The following is a 19,401-nucleotide window of genomic DNA, read 5'->3' on the forward strand; positions in this document are numbered from 1 at the left end:
ATGTTCCCGGCGCTTCTTTCTCTGAAAGCGCCAACCGTGACTAGCCTCAGTAACAGTGCGGTTGTTACTGTGCCAGTCAGCTTGGAAGCGTCTGCAAATATTCATTCCGTAGTAAGCAATCCTCGTTATAGCAATACTGATATTAATATGGCTGTGCTGTCTGCAGATAGCTCAGCCGTATTGCCTCAAAGAAACCGTTCTGGATTAGTCAGTTTGTCATTAGGCGTATTAGGGGCCGCCGCCTTAACGGACAATGGAACAGAAACTACCACAGAACAGGATGCTGCCATTGATGATGCGAGTCAGAATGACAGTACCGACAAAGCCAACGGCGATAGTGCTACTGTGGCACAACCGCCGCAGCAACTGCAGCAATTAGAACAGCTTAAGCAGCGGGATGATGAGGTTCGCACTCACGAGCGGGCGCATGCCACCGTTGGCGGTGTTTATGCCGGGCAACCTCAGTTTGATTACGAAGATGGTGTGGACGGCAAGCGATATGCCGTAAATGGGGAAGTGGACATTGATGTGTCGGTGATCCCTGGCGATCCTCAAGCAACCATGAATAAAATGAAACAGGTTTATGCGGCGGCAATGGCACCCAATGATCCTTCTTCTGCGGATATTCAGGTGGCAGCAGAAGCGATGCGCAAGTATAACAGCGCCAGAGAACAGCTCACTGCACAGCGTAGTGGCACTGATCCTCAGTTAGTCAGCGACGCGGCAAAACAGTATACCTCGCAGACGCCTGTTGCCGACAGTGAACAATCTGCCCAGGATAACGCCAATGCTTATCCGTTGAGTATTGCCAGAATTATGGGACAGGTGAATGCTCAACAACATGCTTCGAGTGAAGATCGTAGTCTGCCACCCGTTGCAGCCCATGATCTTGATAATATCAGCCTGCCTAATGCAACGTTAGAAGAGCAGCAATTGCAGCAACAAGATCCTCATGTGGGTAATCACTCGGCTTTTGCCGCTGCTTAGTTGCTATGGGGCAACTCCCCATGTTGGGCTAAAATCAATGCTTCTAGCAGTTTAGACGCGGGACCCTGCTTATCTCTTTGGGGGACGACGAGTGTCAGCACAATTCTCCGGCAACTCGAACCTTTGATCTTTAATCGCACCAAATCACCATTCGCCAATTCTTTTTCGACCATATGCGCCGGTACCCAGCAGAACCCTATGCCTTTACTGAGAATCACTTTGGCCTCATGGAAATTACTCACGGTCCAGCGTTGTTCCGCTTTTAGCCAACCCGTTTCCTGCTGTGAGTTAACTCCGGTATCCTTGATGACTATCTGCAGATGCTGCGCCAAGATGTGGTCATCTTCCAGTTCTGGGGTCAGTGCCAACGGATGTGAAGGATGACATACCAGATAAAAATCCAGTTCGCATAGGGGTTGAGCGATATAACCTTTGGGAGGAATACCACATATTGCGATATCTACTTGGTTATTCTGAATCAACTCACTAGTGCCGTTGATCACAGTATCGACAACAGTGATACGAGTACCGCGACTTTCGGGTAGGAATGCCGCCAATGCGTCCGTCAACTTATCCATGGGGTATACCAGTTCCCTGGCAACGATTAATGTTGGCTCCCAGCCTTGCTCCAGGTTGTTGGCAAGTTGCTCCAACTCGCCGACAGCTTGTGTTACATGACGAGAACGTCGCAATAGCACTTCACCCTGTTCTGTGAGATAAGCTTTTCTACCCCGGACTTCGAGTAATTGAATACCGAGTTGTGATTGCAGCTTGGCTACGGCGTGATTTAGCGATGACTGGCTCTTGTTGAGTTTATCAGCGGCCTGCGCATAGCCGCCGAAGTCAACTACCGCTTGCAGAATACGCCATTGTTCCAGCGTGGATTTTGGTCTATGCATCATCGTAAAAATTAACTGATTTGATGCTCCATCATGCTAATTTCTTTCGAAATATTCAAACAAAATTCGCTCGATGATGTGTCAGTGAGGGCGATTCCGTCAATTTACACTGCATTTCAATATTTACCTCAGGGCGTGAAGTGCTCTAAAGGACACCAGGAGGGGAGATGATCAGCAACAAACTGACCTTGATGGATCTGTGCAATGATGCGGTTAGGGGCATTTGTTCCCCAGATTTTTTCCATTAATGGTTCGATACCGCTGCTGTCTTCATTTACCACCAACTCATCAAAAAGTTGATTGGCGGAGCAAACGGTCGTGGTTTGGTAAATGGCTAAGGCAATGATTTGTTGCCACAGCGGTTCATACACTAATGGCCCAGCATCCGCGATTGCATTGAATGAGTATGCGTAATCCTCAGCTTCCGGCCAACGACCGGCAAACAGAGAAGCATAAATCTCTGGTGACGGTGTTGCATCAGGCTGTTGGTAAAACGTTAGTGCGACTGACGCCTGGAATAGTGCCAAATGCTGGCGATAATCCTCAGCAAGCTGCTCCCGACTGTGCGGTTGTGGTTGCAGTTCATGGCTAAAAGCGGCGCTGAGAAAATGCTCTAACCATAATTCACCCACTCTGCCGGCATCCTGGGGTAAGGCAAAACCATTATCAAGATAATAGCGGCCGCCAGATGCCAACTGTGTGACAGCTTCACTTATCGCGCTCACTGCTGTTTGGTAGTCCCACAGGGTTTTCAGTTGTGATTTCAACGCTAACTGACTTTGCCCTGATTGCTGACCAATGACGCTGCGGCGGATCAGTAAATGACGATTTTGGGGCGCATCTGACAGCAGGATTTCCCCTAAAAGACGGTGTTTATGCCACAAGCGGATCCAATGTTCATTAATATATTCATGGCTTATCCCTAAAGACTGCAACCGCGACAGTATGGTCTTTACGAAGGCGCTGCTCGGCATGGTATCCACTTTTGTTGATGGCAACTTTGCTAGTTCTATACCGATATTCCACGGCGATATCGGTAATTTTGTTGTCATTGAATTCAAAAATTTTGATAATTGCTCAGTGGAGCCAATTAACTGTTGTCGCAATAAAAAATCGGCGTAGTTATTGGCTCCGGCACTGATAGCCTGCTGTTGCCGTAGCTGCAGTATTCTCGATAGCATTGGCTTGATCGACGCTTTAGCTCGGGATTGGTAACGTCGCCATACTTCATAGCGGCAATGTTCATCTGGTTGTTGTATCAAATAGCTGGCGATATTGCGCACCAGCCGCTGTTTATTGTTTGCAGTCTGCTCTGACGCTGGTGTGGATACGCTTTCAGTCGTTATCTCTGGTTCTGATGAAGGTAGTGCGCAGTCACCAAGCAGCAACTGAAAATTATCGCTCTTTAAGTGTTGCCGAATGCTAGCTTGAGCGGTACTGAGTCCAGCTTTTTGTTCCAGTGGTAGCTGATGCGCTAACAGATACTGATATTTCTGTGCCAGTGGCCCAAGCCCCGGCGAATCAGTCTGCCGCATTTGGACAATCAACTGTGGGAGTTGCGGATTGGTCAGTACCCGGTCAACGGCATCTGCCAGTGTCAGTTGGCACTGTAATAGCGCTTCTCTGGCTGCATTTGGTAGTGGGAAGCTGCGGTAATAATTCACCTGATCACCGATATTCTGCAAACCGATAGTCTGCCGCTCTAACGCAATGGCCGAGCTGAAATCAGGATGAAAATCTGTACTGTAATTAAGACACTGATTTAGCAACAGTGGAATCGCCCCATTATTGGCGACGGCGGTGGTTGCAAGACCGCCGCAGCACAGTACTGCAAGCAGTTTCAGGCATTTTGATGTTGGTATAGGCAATAGGGCATTCCTTTTTGGTGATGCTGCCAAGGCCATCCGATGGCACAATTTCCTTATTACCGTTTAGCGCGACTATTTTTTTACTTTACCGCAATAATAGTGGCTCTCTTAGGGGCGGGATAGCCTTCAACGGTAAGATCTATGTTGTTTGGATCGAGATAATCCACCAAAGATTCATTGCGCATCCACGGCGTTGTGCGCTGCTCCGCTAATGACGTGACATCAAGATTAACACAACGGATCTCTTTGAAATCACAACGTCTAAGCCACAGTTCCAGAGCTGCAACTGATGGAATAAACCAGACGTTGTTCATTTTGCCATAGCGATCTTCCGGCACCAATACGGTTTGTTGATCGCCATCGATGACCAAGGTTTCCAGAATTAATTCGCCGCCATCGCGTAGCTGGTCGCGCAATTGCAGTAAATGTTCAATTGGCGATTTTCTGTGGTAGAGCACGCCCATAGAAAATACAGTATCAAAGGCTTCCGAAGCTGGCATATCTTCGATGCCTAATGGCAACAGATGAACAGGAAACTGACCTCCTGCAAGTTTTTTAACCGCCTCGAATTGGCATAAAAACAGCGGTGAAGGGTCAATTCCTACCACCATTCTGGCGGCTGCTCCGTACATACGCCACATGTGATAACCACTACCACAACCAACGTCCAATATTGTACGGTTTTGCAGCGAACTGATGTGGGGGGCCACTCGTTGCCATTTCCAGTCTGAACGCCACTCAGTATCGATGTGGATACCGTGGATGTCATAAGGCCCTTTGCGCCAAGGGTGCAGTAACTGCAACAGATTTTCCAATTTCTCGCGTTGCCCTGCGGAAAGCTGCTGGCCACTGCCCACCGTAACACTGTCGGCGAAATCAAGCTTGTCTGGTGCCGGGTAGTTGAGTTTAGCCAAGGTTCTTTCCCATTTAGGCAAGGCACCGTGATTATTTTCACGTTGCCAATTGCCTAATTTGGCAGGCAGGCTTTCCAACAGACTACTGAGTTGAGAATCGGCAATATCCTGATAAAAACTGCTGAAACTAATCACTTGATTGCTACCATTGAGGCAAAATTAAAACACTGAAACCAGAGATTGGCATGCTGGAAACCGGCTTTGGCAAATCTGGCATAATGTTGCTCGAGCGTATCGGTTTTCATCACGTTTTCCAGTGCACTGCGTTTCTGACTGATCTCTAACTCACTGTAACCATTGGCACGTTTGAAATCCAAGTGTTGGGCTTCAATCAACTGTTGGATGGTGGCATCTTCAAAGCGCAACTTTTCTGAAATGATTAAGGCTCCACCTGGCAATAACCCCTGATAAATCCGAGTTAGCAGCGTATCGCGCTCTGCTGGCGGTAAAAACTGTAGGGTAAAGTTGAGCACTACCAGTGATGCATTCTCAAAAGTAATATCACGAATATCGGCGCACAATAGTTCAACAGGTGTGTTGCTCACATACGCTGCCAAGTTCTCGCGGCAACGCTCGACCATTGCCGCTGAATTATCCACGGCAATGATGCGGCACTGTCGGTTTTCAATATGGCGCCTGATACTTAACGTTGCCGCACCGAGTGAACAACCTAGGTCATAGACTTGGCTGTTATGTGTCACCAAACGCTTGGCAAAATCGCCAATCGTGTTAACTATCTGGCCGTAACCGGGAACTGAGCGTTTGATCATATCGCTAAAAACGCCAGCAACCCGGTCATCAAAGGTAAAATCTGCAACCTGGTCGTGCATAGTTGCGTAAATGGTGTCCTGAGAACTGTTCATGAGCATATCTGATAGGAGAAAACCGCCGCATTTTACCGAATGCTTGAGTGCGGCAGCAAGTTTGCCGCCAATATATCGCAAACTGCATATATGAATGGCATATTTTAGCGAATTTCTGGCGGAATTTTGAACGGTTATTGAACCGGCGAATAACCGCCTATAGCCAAAGCAGTTAAAGTGTTTGATACTTCACCGTCTGAAACAGAAGGGCTTTGGTAAACGGCAGTTTTTTCATATAATGCCGCCCTTATTTGTGTAATTCATTCCGGCGCCATCCGGCAGCAACAAAGGATAATAAGATGCGCAGCCATTATTGTGGAGACGTAAACAAGTCTCACGTTGGACAAGAAGTCACCCTGGCAGGGTGGGTCAATCGCAGTCGAGATCTCGGCGGCGTGATATTTTTGGATCTTCGTGACCGTGAAGGTTTGATCCAGGTGGTATATGACCCGGATATGCCAGAGGTGTTCAAAGTTGCCAGCAGTCTGCGCGCTGAATTCTGTGTCCAGGTCAAAGGGATTGTCAGAGCTCGTCCCGAAAGCCAAGTGAACAGCCAGATGCGGACAGGTGAAATCGAAGTGCTGGGAACCGAATTGACGATTATCAACGCCGCCGATCCGTTACCGCTGAGTCTGGATAACTACCAGAACAATAGCGAAGAGCAGCGCTTGAAATATCGGTATCTGGATCTACGCCGCCCTGAGATGACACAGCGGTTGATGTTCCGTGCCCAGGTGACCAGTGCGGTGCGCCGTTATATGGATACCCATGGTTTCCTTGATATCGAAACGCCCATTCTGACCAAAGCCACACCGGAAGGTGCGCGTGATTATCTGGTGCCAAGCCGCACTTATAAAGGTGAGTTTTTTGCGTTGCCGCAGTCACCGCAACTATTCAAACAGTTGCTGATGATGTCTGGTTTTGACCGTTACTATCAGATTGTTAAGTGCTTCCGTGACGAAGATCTGCGTGCCGACCGTCAGCCTGAATTTACCCAAATCGATATTGAAACCTCATTTCTGACCTCGGCGCAGGTGCGTGAGATCACTGAAGACATGGTGCGTGGGTTATTCCAAGAACTGCTAAATGTTGACCTTGGTACATTCCCGGTCATGACTTGGCAAGAAGCGATGCGTCGTTTCGGTTCGGACAAGCCAGATCTGCGTAACCCGCTGGAGCTGGTCGATATTGCTGACCTAGTTAAAGATGTCGAATTTGCCGTGTTTAAAGGCCCGGCAAATGATGCCGAAGGTCGCGTAGTCACCATTCGGGTACCGGGCGGCGCAGCCATGTCACGTAAACAGATTGATGACTACGGTAAATATATCAGTGTGTTTGGTGCCAAAGGTTTGGCGTGGATGAAGGTCAATGATCTGGCCGCCGGATTAGAAGGCATTCAATCGCCAATCCTCAAGTTCCTCAATGAAGACGTGGTCAATGCTTTGCTGGCACGCACTGAAGCCCAAAATGGTGATATCCTGCTGTTCGGTGCTGACAATGCCACGGTTGTGGCAGAGGCGATGGGCGCGTTGCGTTTGAAGCTGGGTCAGGATTTCAATCTGTTACAGGGCGAGTGGCGCCCGTTGTGGGTGATTGACTTCCCGATGTTTGAGAAGGTTGATGGTGGCTGGCATGCCGTGCATCATCCGTTTACCGCGCCAAGTTCAGTCACCGCCGAAGAGTTGGCTGCCAACCCTGGTGCCGCAGTGTCTGATGCTTACGATATGGTGCTCAACGGCGTTGAATTAGGGGGCGGTTCTGTGCGTATCCACAAACAGAAGATGCAGTCCACCGTGTTTAATATTCTGGGGATTGCAGAGGAAGAAGCGCAGGAAAAATTCGGCTTCTTGTTGGAAGCGCTGCGCTATGGTACTCCGCCACATGCAGGTCTGGCGTTTGGCCTTGACCGTATGGTGATGTTGATGACGGGTGCTAGCTCTATCCGCGACGTGATGGCATTCCCGAAAACCACGACTGCGGCTTGTCCGCTGACCAACGCACCAAGTCCCGCTAACCCACAACAGTTGGCGGAATTGGGGATCAATGTAGTGGCAAAAAACAGCGATAAAGCTGAATAATTATAGTGTTTAACCCGCAATCAAACCGGGGCCAGTGGCCTCGGTCTGTTTATATCAGGCCACTGTTTGCCTGATAGCATGAGGAGTGATTTATGGCAGGTCATAGTAAATGGGCCAACATCAAACACCGCAAAGGTCGTCAAGACGCTAAGCGCGGTAAGCTTTTCACCAAATTTATCCGGGAACTGACGGTCAGTGCTCGTGAAGGTGGCCCTGATCCCGATTCTAATCCTCGATTGCGGGCAGCAATAGACAAGGCCCTGTCTAACAACATGACCCGCGATACCGTCGATCGTGCTATCAAACGTGGTGCCGGTGAGCTGGATGGTGAAAATCTGGAAACCATCGTCTATGAAGGTTATGGCCCCGGCGGCACTGCCGTGATGGTGGAATGCATGACCGACAACCGCAATCGCTCGGTGACTGGTGTGCGTAACGCCTTTAACAAATCAGGTGGTAATTTAGGTACCGATGGTTCAGTTGCCTACCTGTTCACCAAACAGGGAGTGATTTCTTATGATGAAGGCACCGATGAAGATGCCATTATGGAAGTTGCACTGGAAGCGGGTGCTGATGATGTTGTGGTCAATGATGACAGTTCTGTTGATGTTTACACCACACCCAGTGCTTTCGGTGCGGTAAAAGACGCACTGGATGCGGCAGGATTTGAATCGGTTAACGCGGAAGTGACCATGGTGCCTTCAACCAAAGCTGATTTGGATGAAGAAACCGCAGCAAAATTCCTGCGTCTTATCGATATGCTGGAAGACCATGATGACGTACAAGAGGTTTACCATAACGGTGAAATCTCTGACGAAATTATGGAAAAACTGGACGTATAAGGCGGCTTATGTCGATTATTCTGGGTGTTGACCCTGGCTCAAGGATCACCGGTTACGGTGTCATCCAGTGTCAGGGAAGACACCAGCTTTATTTAGGCAGTGGCTGCATTCGTACATCTTCTGAAGATCTTCCCTCCCGTCTGAAGCAGATTTTCGACGGTATATCTGAAATCATTCGCCAGTATCAACCCGAGCAACTCGCCATTGAACGGGTATTTATGGCAAAAAATGCGGATTCGGCGTTAAAACTCGGCCAGGCGCGGGGCGCAGCGATTGTGGCTGCTACGGTCGCGGGGCTACCCGTTGCCGAATATTCCGCGACGCAAATTAAAAGTGCTATCGTAGGCACCGGAAGGGCACAGAAGTCCCAAGTGCAGCATATGATCCAGCATTTACTGCAACTGCCAGCTAAACCTCAGGCCGATGCAGCAGATGCACTCAGCGTGGCACTATGTCATTATCATACCTGTCAAAGCCTGGTCTCTCTTGGTGGCAAGGCAAGTATCAGAACTTACGGAAGATATAAATGATAGGGCGTTTACACGGTATTTTGCTGGAAAAGCAGGCTCCAGATGTGCTGTTAGATGTGCAAGGCGTAGGCTATGAATTGCAGATGCCGCTCACCAGTTTTTACGAACTACCAGAATTGAACCAAACGGCTACCATCTACACCCATTTTGTGGTGCGAGAAGATGCCCAGCTGTTGTATGGTTTTATCACTAAACAGGAACGTTCACTATTCCGGTTGCTGATCAAAGCCAACGGTGTCGGCCCGAAACTGGCATTAACCATTCTTTCCGGTATGACTGCCCAAGAGTTTGTTAATTGTGTGGAACGCGATGATATTGCCACATTGGTAAAACTGCCCGGTGTGGGTAAGAAAACTGCTGAGCGGTTATTGGTGGAGATGCGTGACAAGCTAAAGAGCCTGCTGGAAACCGCCAGCGGTAATGAGCGCGAGTTCATGCTCAAATCCAACTATACACCTTCAAATCTCAATAGCGCCGAAGAGGATGCGATGGCGGCCTTGCTGGCATTGGGTTACAAACCGGCACAAGCCAGTAAAGCGGTGTCATCGGCCGCTGAAGAGGGGATGGATTCTGAAACCCTCATCAAGGCTGCGCTTAAATCGATGTTATAAGCAGAGACCTGGTTATGATTGAGGCAGACAGACTGATTCAGCCCCACAGTAATAATCCGCAGGAAGAGTTGATCGATCGTGCCATGCGGCCAAAAATGCTGGATGAATACACCGGGCAGAATGAAGCCAGAACGCAACTGAAAGTATTTATTCAGGCAGCCAAAAACCGTAATGAGGCGCTGGATCATATGCTGATCTATGGTCCTCCGGGATTGGGCAAAACCACCTTGGCGATGATTGTGGCCAACGAAATGGGCGTGAATATCAAATCTACGTCAGGCCCTGTGTTAGAAAAAGCTGGCGATCTGGCGGCACTGCTGACGAACCTAGAAGCCGGTGACGTACTGTTTATTGATGAAATTCATCGCCTAAGCCCGGTGGTGGAGGAGATCCTTTATCCTGCGATGGAGGATTACCAGTTAGACATCATGATTGGCGAAGGCCCGGCGGCGCGTTCTATCAAGTTGGATATACCTCCGTTTACGCTGATCGGCGCCACCACCCGCGCTGGCGCGTTAACCTCGCCACTGCGGGCGCGTTTTGGCATTCCACTGCGGTTAGAGTTTTACAATGTGGATGATCTCAGCACTATTGTGACTCGATCCGCCTCGGTACTCGGGTTGCCATTGGAAGCTGACGGCGCGCGTGAAATTGCCTGTCGTTCTCGTGGTACACCGCGTATCGCCAACCGGCTATTACGGCGGGTACGTGATTTTGCCGAAGTAAAACATGATGGGCGTATTACCCAAGTGGTGGCACAACAGGCGCTGGATATGCTGGATGTGGACGGCGAAGGTTTTGATTACATGGACCGTAAACTATTGTTGGCAATTATTGATAAGTTTATGGGCGGCCCTGTGGGATTGGACAATATCGCCGCCGCGATAGGGGAAGAGCGCGAGACAATCGAAGATGTGCTAGAGCCTTTCTTGATCCAGCAGGGATTTATTCAACGTACGCCGAGAGGCCGTATTGCCACCGATAGAGCTTATCGTCATTTCGATATGATTAAACCAGAATAGCGTGTTTGAACACAAAAAAAGCCGCTCGTTGAGCGGCTTTTTGATGACTTAATGTGTGCTTTCGTGATGATGCAAGTCATGGGGTAGCAACAGATTCATCAGAATCGCCACAATACCGCACAGGCTGATACCGGTCAGGCTAAAATCCCCCACACCGAACGCCATGCCGCCGATACCAAACACCAAAGTTACTCCGACAATGGCCAAGTTGCGCGGCTGCGCTAAATCCACCTGTGCGCGGATCATGGAGTTAAGGCCAATCGCGGCAATAGAACCGAACAGGAGGCACATAATCCCCCCCATCACCGGCACTGGAATGGTCTGCAATGCGGCGCCCAACTTGCCGACAAATGCCAGGATAATGGCAGTAATGGCGGCCCAAGTCATGGTGACCGGATTAAAGTTACGGGTAAGGGTCACTGCGCCAGTAACTTCAGAATAGGTGGTGTTTGGTGGGCCACCAAGGGCGACAGCCGCCATCGTTGCCAGACCGTCGCCAGCTAAGGTGCGATGAAGCCCGGGTTTTTTCAGAAAATCTTTACCGGTAACATTGGAGATAGCCACAATATCACCAATATGCTCAACTGCTGGCGCGATGGCGACCGGGATCATAAAGGCAATCGCTTTCCAGCTAAATTCAGGAGCAACAAAGTTTGGCACAGAGAACCACGCCGCTTTATCAATGGCACTGAAATCCACAATACCCATTAACAAACTCAAAACATAGCCCACAATAATGCCTGCAAGAATAGGCATCAAGCGCAGCAATCCCTTGGCAAAAACAGCCACTGCTATGGTGGTAACCAGTGACGCGATAGAAATAAACAGTGCCGTTTGTTGCGACACTAATACGACACTACCATCGCCGGTTTTCCCCAGCGCCATGTTGACTGCGGTAGGCGCCAAGCCAAGACCAATGATCATGATGACGGGGCCAACGACGACAGGTGGTAGCAATTTAGTGATAAATTCTGGCCCACGTAGTTTGACCAGTGTGGACAGCACCAAATATACCGCGCCAGCGGCGATAAGCCCGCCCATGGTTGCGGAAATTCCCCAATTCTTTACGCCATAGGTAATGGGCGCAATAAATGCGAATGAGGAAGCCAAAAAAATTGGCACTTGGCGTTTAGTCACAATTTGGAAAATCAGGGTGCCGATGCCGGCGGTAAATAAAGCAACACTGGCATCAAGCCCCGTCAACAACGGGACAAGCACCAGCGCACCGAAGGCGACAAACAGCATTTGTGCGCCCTGCAGTGGAAGGGTGAGGTTTTTCATCATTATTATCCGTGGTGTAGGTAAACCGGCATATGCTACCAGCAACCGAATTATATGTTTTGGGTTTTTTAGGCGATATAGTTCAAAATTTTTACAATTGTGCTGATGAGCTTTTCTACGATGTTATGGAACCAGCTGAAGCTGTGGATTAGTCGATTCCGCCAACAACGATCTATGGTACACTTGCGCCACAGGCGCCATTTCAGATTAACTAATTTATGCGCAAACTATTTTTCCGACTGCTCAGTTGTTACTTGTTGTTAGGCTGTATACCCGCGAACGCTGTTGAGGTTAGCCAATTAGATCAATCCATGGTCAGCGTGGCTTCGCGATCTGATGCCGACCGCGATGCCGCGCTTCGAGAAGCGCTGGGAAATGTGCTGCTGAAGAATTCCGGTGCTCGAGGAGTGCTAAGTAACAGTATGATTGTTGAGAAGTTGTCGCAAGCCTCTTCGATGGTGACTCAGTTCGGTTACTTTGACGATCAAGGGCAGCTCAAGATCCGGGCATTATTTGAACACGACAGGATCATCGCCCTGTTACGCGCTGCCGGAGAACCAGTGTGGGGCCGACAACGGCCGTTGACGCTGCTCTGGCTAGCTGCCGACAACAATAGTCAACCGCAGATTGTGGCTGATGGCGCGGATATTGATGAACGTAAATTGTTTGCTGATGCATCTTCTCAGCGAGGCATTCCGGTGTTATTCCCCTTGATGGATCTGGATGATTTGCAAGCGGTAAACATCAACGATGTGCGCGGCCAGTTTGCGGATGCTATCGCGCGCGCTTCCAATCGCTATCAGACAGACTACTTCGCCATGGGTACGCTAGAGCCTGTCGCTGATGGGATTCGATATCAGCTGGCGTTATATACTAAAACCGCAGGCGGTCAGCCTTTTATGCTGCCGTTGGTTTCTGATCAAAATACCGTTGCCGATAAACCAGCCGCTGTCGCAGCCATGATGCTGGCGTTATCAGACTATTTTGTGTCCCGTTATGCGGTGGCAGATTCTGGCGCGTCACAGCAAACAACTGTGTCATTTTCTGGCATTAGTCAAAAGCAGTTAGTGGAAATTGAAGCCTTTTTAAAACAGCTAACCGCAGTAAAGTCTTTTACTATGAGTAAATTGCAGGGTGAGCATGTCAGTTATCGCTTGCAGCTGTTTGGTTCTGTTGATGAATTGAAAAATTTGTTTGGACTGGAATCGCGCATGACGCCGCTCCCAGCCTCAAACAGTAGTGATTTTGATACTGCGGTGAGTGCCGGGACATACGAATGGCACAGCCGTCAGTAACATCGCGGATAATAACAGGCTTGATGGGATAACGCCGATTGACTCAGAATGCGCCACTTCAGTTATCGTTACCAGTGCACTTACCTGATGACGAAACCTTTGAAAGTTACTACCCCGCTAAGGGCAACGATCAACTGATCCAGACTTTAATCGCCTGCGCTGAAGGGCGAGGACCGCAAGCGCTGTTTTTATGGGGCCCAGAAAAGTCCGGGCGTACGCATCTGATCCATGCCGCTTGTGCCCATGCCAACGAAAGTGGGCGTTCCAGCTTTTATGTACCGCTTGGGATCCACGCTAGTATTGCTACTGCATTGCTGGAAGGGTTGGAAATGATGGACTTGGTGTGTATTGACGATGTTGATGCCATTGTCGGTCATCCATTGTGGGAAGAGGCGTTGTTCGACCTGTATAACCGGGTACTGGAGCGTCAGGGATGTGCGCTGGTTGTCAGTGGCAGACATGCGCCAGCAGACTGTGGTTTCAGTCTGCCGGATCTGGTGTCTCGCATGCAATGGGGGTTGAATTATCAACTGCATCCTATGGCTGATGATGAAAAACTGGCTGCCTTACAGCGCCGTGCCGCCATGCGAGGACTACAACTCCCCGAAGATGTCGGTAAATTCTTGCTAAACCGACTGGCGCGAGATCTGCGGACCTTGTTTGATGTACTGGATAAGCTTGATAAAGCGTCAATGGTGCATCAACGTAAGCTGACCATCCCTTTTATCAAAGAGATGCTCAGGCTTTAGCGCAACTAACTTATAAAGAAGGCCGCAACTGCGGCCTTCGACTTTACATACATAGCGACTATTGCTGCGTCCGTGGTTGGCGCTCGCCACTCAGTCGCAGCGGTTGTTCGGAAATATTCTTCGGTGAGACTAATTGTGGTGTATTTTTGCCATTGTTGCTGAGCGCCAGATTAGCCAGCCAACTTTCGCCAGTGCGCATTGCCACTGGCGGTGGCAGGGTCGCCTCAATGGTCGCACCATCCAGTTCCGGCATCAGATAATCAATTATCATCGCCGCCCTTGGCTGAATTGCTGGCTCTGCTATGCGGCCACGCTGGCCCCAGTTCACCGTCACAGTGCTTGAACTGATGACTGCAGGTTTATCAGTAACGGCGACGTCGCGCTGGATCCCCAGCCGATAGCTCATCATCGCCTCTTCAAACAGCATCGCCGCATCTTCTCTGGAGGTACTGTAGTTATAGAAGTCATTGGCACGGTCAGGGCTGAAGAAGCTCGCCACGTCTGCGGGTGAGTAGCTCCTTTCTGTGGCTGTTGCGTTATCACCCAAAAAATTTACCTCAGCTAGCGATTGCATTTCTGTCGATTGCAAAGGCAATGTGTTGGTTAATTGATCTGAACCCAACGCTTTGTTGGCTGAGCGGCGATTGTAATCATCCACTAAGGTTGGCCCTTGCAGACTGCTGTGAATACTGCGCGGGAAATAGTCGTTAGCATGTGCGAGTTCATGGTAGAGCAGGGAGGCTAAATCCGGTTCTAACTCCGATAGCGAACGTGACTGGCGCAGGGCGGGGCTGCGGTATATCGAGGCATAATCGTTGTTCTTTACATAACGCCAAGGCACCAGAAATTGCAGATCTTGACCAAAGGCGGAACGATAATCTGCCGCTTCATTGATGGTATCCCGTTCTGCGGCGGTCAACCAAAGGTCTTCAGGATCGAGATAAATTGCCCCGGTGGCTACCCAATAAAACGATGGCCTGACATCGTAGCTGATCACTATGGCGGTTACTGATTGCAGCAATGTGGCAAAGTCGCTATGGGGATCAAGGTTGTCTAGAAATGCTTCAAAATTCTTGCCCATCCAATCATGAGATACCAGCACCCGATTCATAATGGCGGCTTTATCACTGGCATTTTCGGCGGTTTCTTGGCCGATAAGGGGTAATGTGGTCAATGTACAACTGTTGGCCAGCTGATTAGAGTAGACACACCCTTGAAGTGCATTACGCCAAGGAGAATCGGCACGATAGCTATGAGTTCGAGCAATGGGTTTGTCAAAATAAGCGGAGTCTATGGCCGCTTCATTTGTAATCAATAGATTGACGTCATCGCTGAGCTGCACATCGTTTGCGGTGCCGGTTGCTCGAAGGATCAGTAGTGAATCACTATTGACTTGTGGCGTTGTAAATAAAGGCACTTCCACATCGTCCAGATTTAATGTGACATCTGGGCCATAAGCAACACACCAACTGAGATTTTGTATTGAACTACCACTGCGACGGTCCACGCGTAGGCTGACATCAGCACCTTCCACCACTTGGTGATCTAGGCGAATACTTAAGCCATCGCCCTCTGTCACTATGACATTTATGATGGCGGTATATTGCTGTTCAGCATTAGCTATCGTCACTTCAAAACCATAATCGCCAGAGCTATCAGCCACAAAAGGTAATACCGCATTATCGGTCACTGTTAGCGTCAGCGGAGTTCCTGACGTCTGCTGCCAGTGAAACTGATAACCGCTACTTGTGCCATTTGCCAGTGTCGCCACTACACTACTTTGTTGGTGAGACAGGTATTGTGACTGCAGATAAAAGCGGATGTTATCGCTGGTGATAATCTGCGGTGTGCTTTGCACGGCGCAGCGAGAAATTGAGTTGGCTGGCGTTTCTGGAGGTGTGTTTGCACCGGAATCGCTGCCAGAACCGCCACATCCGGCCAATATAATGCCTATCAGAAAAAACGCTATCCGTTGCATGTGAGGAACCTCCGGCTATATCTGTTATGGAGATATTACAGTTTTGTATCACAGAATATAACATAGCCGATTTTAAAGTCCCTAATGCTTAACGAGTTGAAGATAAGCTGAAAAATCCGAGCAATGTCAGGCGGTTCAGGGCTATTACAGAATACTCAACACTTGCTCTGGCGGCCGGCCAATGACGGCCTTGCCGTTGGCAATAGCAATAGGCCGTTCTATCAGCTTAGGGGTCTGTGTCATGGCGGCAATCAATTGTTCATCCGTCAGTTCGTGGTTGTCCAAACCAAGTTCTTTGTATTCGGCTTCTTTGGTACGCATTAGCTCCCGTGGCGACAGTTGCAACAATGCCAACAGCGTTTTGATGGTGTTGCTATCGGGCGGTGTTTTAAGGTACTCGACAATGTCAATGTGGCAACCGGTGTGTTCTAACAACGCCAGTGCTTCGCGGCTTTTGGAACAACGAGGGTTATGAAATAGGGTTACGTTTGGCATGGAACTCATCACCTTAGCTAAAATATAAACGCGAGCATAACAAAAAAATAACGCCACGTCAGACGCAGCGTTATTCATCGATACCTTGCGATTTATTGCTTCAAACTCTTCATCTGTTCCTGTGCATCTCGGAACTGCCTTAGCTTGGCCTCTATGCGGGCAATCTGTAATGGCTTGCCGTCGGATTCACGGTAAGCGAAGTTTAATTGATCAATGGCGCCTTCATAATTGGCCCGCAACGCCATCACCTCGGCTTTTTCGTAAAACTCCATTGCCTTATCGCCCGTCTGTTGGTAAGCCTCTGATAACATTTGGAAGGGCAACAGGTTTTCCTTGTCGTCAAAGGTCATCTGTTCCAATATCGGGATGGCCTTAGCGGCTTGTTTGTTTTCCAGATAAGCGTTAGCAAGGTTGGTGTTAATCACTAGTGATGAAGGTCGGAAACGTCGCTGAGATTCAAGTAATTTAATCGCTTGATCGTATTTTTTGGCTTCTGTCAGCAAGTCGGTTTTGGTATCCAGATAAAACAGGTTATCAGGATCCTGCTTCAATAAATCATCAATGATTGCTTCAGCGCCTTTGTAATCTTTGAGGCGGAATAATGCTAATGCTTTACCGTACAGCGCTGCTTCTTTGAATACGTAATCCTTTTTATCTAGCTGTTGGTTAAACAGTGATAAAGCTGCCGTATCGCTATAGCTGGAAAAACGCACCTGGATCCTCGCCTTTGCAAGGTGAAAATTCAGGTTAGGTTGCACATCTATGTGTGGATACTGTGCGGCGCGGTCGCGCGCTTCAGAAATTCGCGATTCTGGCAAAGGGTGAGTCAGCAACATTTGTGGTGGTTTTGATGTGTAGCGGTACTTGGCGGCCAGTTTAGCGAAGAAAGTTGCTGCGGCATTCGGGTCAAATCCCGCGGCCACCATAGTGCGCATCCCAAACCGGTCGGCTTCCTGTTCATGTTGCCGGGTATAGTTAATCTGCGACTGCGCGCTCAGTGCTTGGGTACTGGCCAGTGCTGCCATACCCGCCTGTGGGGCGGCAATCGTCAACAAAATTGCACCGAGCATCCCGGCGAGGGTGACGGGCCCGGTTTTCTGCTGCGCTTCAATGGATCTCGCCAAGTGCCGTTGCGTCACGTGCGAGATTTCGTGTGCTAACACCGATGCCATCTCACTTTCGTTATCGGCATACAAAAATAGTCCGGTATGCACTGCCACATGTCCACCAAAGAAGGCGAAGGCGTTGATTTCGTCATTCTGCAGCATAAAAAAATAGAAGGGTGTTCGGACATCGTTAGCATGTGCTACTAGACGGTTACCCAGCTCGGTGATGTACTGCTCAAGCAGCGGATCGTACAGCACTGGCGCCTGTGCGCGGATTACCCGCATATAGGCATCACCGTAGATCATCTCTTTATCAATGCTCAACGCATGACTGGCCGCAGTACCGAGATCCGGTAGGTCATCTATCGCAGCAAAACTGTGAGCAGAGGTGCCAAGACCAACCGCAAGAGTTGTGGCCAGTATCAGGTGTTTACAACGGGAAAACATCAATGTACTCAAGCTGAACCTTCAGAAATATTGCCTCAGCGGTATCACTGCTTGGCTTGTGGTTTGACGTGCAACTTAGGATAATAGGGCAAGTTTATGTTTAGCAAGCATATACGGTTATTTGTTGCACATGCTGGTGATAACATCTGTGACATTATCCGATTGCAGTCATCATTGTGCAATCAGACAATCCCATTTGATAGTATGTTCCCGCAAAGTTCTGTAAATTGGGAACGTTTATACTGGGAGAAAAGTGACTCCCCAGACGATATGCCTGTCACCATGCCAAATCGCTTTTTCATACAGGAAATCTTGAATGTTCGACTATCTTAGCCGTTGGTACCGCGCACGTTTCAGCGATCCACAGGCGTTAACACTGTTATTTATTCTGCTAGGCATTACCCTCATTTTGTATTTCGCCGGCGGTTTACTGATGCCATTACTGGTTGCTCTAGTATTGGCATTTCTGTTGGAGTGGCCAGTAGCTCAGATGGCGCGAATAGGGATTAATCGCACCATGGCGGCATCGTTGGTCTTGGTACTGTTTATTGGGGTGATGATCCTGATTTCATTTGGTTTAATTCCCAGCATCTGGCGTCAAGGCAGTTCGTTGCTGGCAGAGTTGCCCAATATGCTAGATAAAGGGATCACCTTATTACAGCAACTGGCACAGCAACATCCGCAGTTTATCAGCGTCGAGCAATTAGATTCCATGTTGGCAGAGCTGAAAAAGTTACTGGATACCCAACATCTGCTGGGCATTGGCAAACAGTTGTTAGGTTATTCAGCATCGCTGTTAGTGTTGATGGTTTATGCGATTCTGGTGCCCTTGCTGGTATTCTTCTTTTTGAAAGATAAAGAGCCGCTGATAAAAGGCAGTAAACGTTTTTTCCCAAGCAATCGTGAGTTGGCCCGCAAAGTGTGGTTTGAGATGGAGCAACAGATCTTTAATTACATTCGCGGTAAAGTGATTGAGATTGTGATTGTTGGTATCGCCACTTACATATTCTTTGCTTTAATGGGGATCAATTATGCAGCCTTGTTGGGGGTGGCAACCGGATTGTCGGTACTGATCCCTTATGTGGGGGCCACGTTAGTAACGCTGCCGATTGTATTGGTGGCATTTTTCCAATGGGGATTTAGCGCAGAGTTTGGCTATTTGATGTTGGGCTACGGTATCATCCAAGCGCTGGATGGTAACCTGCTGGTGCCTTTGCTATTTTCCGATGCAGTCGATTTGCATCCAGTGGTGATCATCGCCGCGGTGCTGATTTTCGGAGGGCTGTGGGGTGTCTGGGGCGTATTTTTTGCTATCCCGTTGGCATCATTGGTAAAAGCGGTGATTAATGTTTGGCCTAGTACTGATAACACAGCGGCAGTTGCTAAGGTCTCTGTCACTCAGTAATGAATATCCCCGATTAAAAAGCCACTGCAAT

The 19,401-nt window shown here is 49.0% G+C and carries 17 protein-coding genes; 9 read left to right on the forward strand and 8 right to left on the reverse strand.

The annotated features are described in order from the left end of the window. Positions 1–987, forward strand: coding sequence for a putative metalloprotease CJM1_0395 family protein (locus J3L11_RS00960; RefSeq protein WP_242695011.1), 987 nt, complete (start codon positions 1–3; stop codon positions 985–987). On the opposite strand, the gene J3L11_RS00965 is transcribed toward J3L11_RS00960, so the two are convergent. The 4 genes from J3L11_RS00965 to cmoA form a co-directional block, all read right to left on the reverse strand. Beyond that, positions 984–1,886, reverse strand: coding sequence for a LysR family transcriptional regulator (locus tag J3L11_RS00965; protein ID WP_207569798.1), 903 nt, complete (start codon positions 1,884–1,886; stop codon positions 984–986). The genes J3L11_RS00960 and J3L11_RS00965 overlap by 4 nt on opposite strands. A gap of 128 nt (positions 1,887–2,014) precedes the next feature. Next, entirely contained in the window at positions 2,015–3,754 is a 1,740-nt protein-coding gene (locus tag J3L11_RS00970; protein WP_207569720.1) for a M3 family metallopeptidase, read from the reverse strand. An 80-nt stretch (positions 3,755–3,834) separates the two neighbouring features. Continuing rightward, positions 3,835–4,803 carry a tRNA 5-methoxyuridine(34)/uridine 5-oxyacetic acid(34) synthase CmoB gene (cmoB, locus tag J3L11_RS00975; RefSeq protein WP_207569721.1) on the reverse strand — a complete coding sequence of 323 codons (969 nt, stop codon included), beginning with the start codon at positions 4,801–4,803 and terminating at the stop codon, positions 3,835–3,837. Beyond that, positions 4,800–5,531 (reverse strand): carboxy-S-adenosyl-L-methionine synthase CmoA, encoded by a 732-nt coding sequence (cmoA, locus tag J3L11_RS00980; protein ID WP_133039612.1) that lies wholly within the window; start codon positions 5,529–5,531, stop codon positions 4,800–4,802. Before cmoA ends, cmoB begins: the two co-directional genes overlap by 4 nt. A gap of 299 nt (positions 5,532–5,830) precedes the next feature. Here cmoA and aspS point away from each other — a divergent pair, with 299 nt between their 5' ends. From aspS to ruvB, 5 genes are all read left to right on the forward strand, one after another. Next, positions 5,831–7,609: an aspartate--tRNA ligase gene (gene aspS / locus J3L11_RS00985; RefSeq protein WP_207569722.1), complete on the forward strand. Its 1,779-nt coding sequence runs from the start codon at positions 5,831–5,833 to the stop codon at positions 7,607–7,609. Between the two features lie 92 nt (positions 7,610–7,701). Continuing rightward, complete coding sequence (locus J3L11_RS00990; protein ID WP_207569723.1) at positions 7,702–8,451, forward strand: YebC/PmpR family DNA-binding transcriptional regulator; 750 nt, start codon at positions 7,702–7,704, stop codon at positions 8,449–8,451. A gap of 8 nt (positions 8,452–8,459) precedes the next feature. Beyond that, on the forward strand, positions 8,460–8,981 hold the full coding sequence (gene ruvC / locus J3L11_RS00995; RefSeq protein WP_133039609.1) for a crossover junction endodeoxyribonuclease RuvC: 522 nt from the start codon (positions 8,460–8,462) through the stop codon (positions 8,979–8,981). Next, positions 8,978–9,592: a Holliday junction branch migration protein RuvA gene (ruvA, locus tag J3L11_RS01000; protein WP_133039608.1), complete on the forward strand. Its 615-nt coding sequence runs from the start codon at positions 8,978–8,980 to the stop codon at positions 9,590–9,592. The genes ruvC and ruvA overlap by 4 nt, the downstream gene beginning before the upstream one ends. Before the next feature lie 14 nt (positions 9,593–9,606). Further along, a complete protein-coding gene (gene ruvB / locus J3L11_RS01005) occupies positions 9,607–10,614 on the forward strand; it encodes a Holliday junction branch migration DNA helicase RuvB (protein ID WP_189616486.1) in 1,008 nt (335 codons plus the stop codon). Between the two features lie 48 nt (positions 10,615–10,662). Here ruvB and J3L11_RS01010 read toward each other — a convergent pair whose 3' ends face one another. After that, positions 10,663–11,895 (reverse strand): uracil-xanthine permease family protein, encoded by a 1,233-nt coding sequence (locus J3L11_RS01010; RefSeq protein ID WP_133039656.1) that lies wholly within the window; start codon positions 11,893–11,895, stop codon positions 10,663–10,665. Positions 11,896–12,113: 218 nt separating this feature from the next. On the opposite strand from J3L11_RS01010, the gene J3L11_RS01015 reads away from it, so the two are divergent. Continuing rightward, on the forward strand, positions 12,114–13,190 hold the full coding sequence (locus J3L11_RS01015; protein ID WP_278250701.1) for a DUF2066 domain-containing protein: 1,077 nt from the start codon (positions 12,114–12,116) through the stop codon (positions 13,188–13,190). 38 nt (positions 13,191–13,228) lie between these two features. Next, positions 13,229–13,939: a DnaA inactivator Hda gene (gene hda / locus J3L11_RS01020; RefSeq protein WP_133039605.1), complete on the forward strand. Its 711-nt coding sequence runs from the start codon at positions 13,229–13,231 to the stop codon at positions 13,937–13,939. A gap of 58 nt (positions 13,940–13,997) precedes the next feature. On the opposite strand, the gene J3L11_RS01025 is transcribed toward hda, so the two are convergent. The 3 genes from J3L11_RS01025 to J3L11_RS01035 form a co-directional block, all read right to left on the reverse strand. After that, the gene (locus J3L11_RS01025) at positions 13,998–15,917 is read right to left on the reverse strand and encodes a hypothetical protein (protein ID WP_207569725.1); all 1,920 of its coding nucleotides are present in this window, start codon (positions 15,915–15,917) and stop codon (positions 13,998–14,000) included. Positions 15,918–16,061: 144 nt separating this feature from the next. Further along, a complete protein-coding gene (arsC, locus tag J3L11_RS01030; protein ID WP_207569726.1) occupies positions 16,062–16,412 on the reverse strand; it encodes an arsenate reductase (glutaredoxin) in 351 nt (116 codons plus the stop codon). A 92-nt stretch (positions 16,413–16,504) separates the two neighbouring features. Continuing rightward, positions 16,505–17,965: a M48 family metalloprotease gene (locus J3L11_RS01035; RefSeq protein WP_189616597.1), complete on the reverse strand. Its 1,461-nt coding sequence runs from the start codon at positions 17,963–17,965 to the stop codon at positions 16,505–16,507. 316 nt (positions 17,966–18,281) lie between these two features. Here J3L11_RS01035 and J3L11_RS01040 point away from each other — a divergent pair, with 316 nt between their 5' ends. Further along, positions 18,282–19,370, forward strand: a complete 1,089-nt coding sequence (locus tag J3L11_RS01040) for an AI-2E family transporter (RefSeq protein WP_189616480.1) — start codon at positions 18,282–18,284, stop codon at positions 19,368–19,370. Positions 19,371–19,401: the final 31 nt, after the last annotated feature.

This window comes from Shewanella sp. 4t3-1-2LB, assembly GCF_017368415.1.
In the GTDB taxonomy this organism is placed as follows: Bacteria; Pseudomonadota; Gammaproteobacteria; order Enterobacterales; family Shewanellaceae; genus Shewanella; species Shewanella fodinae.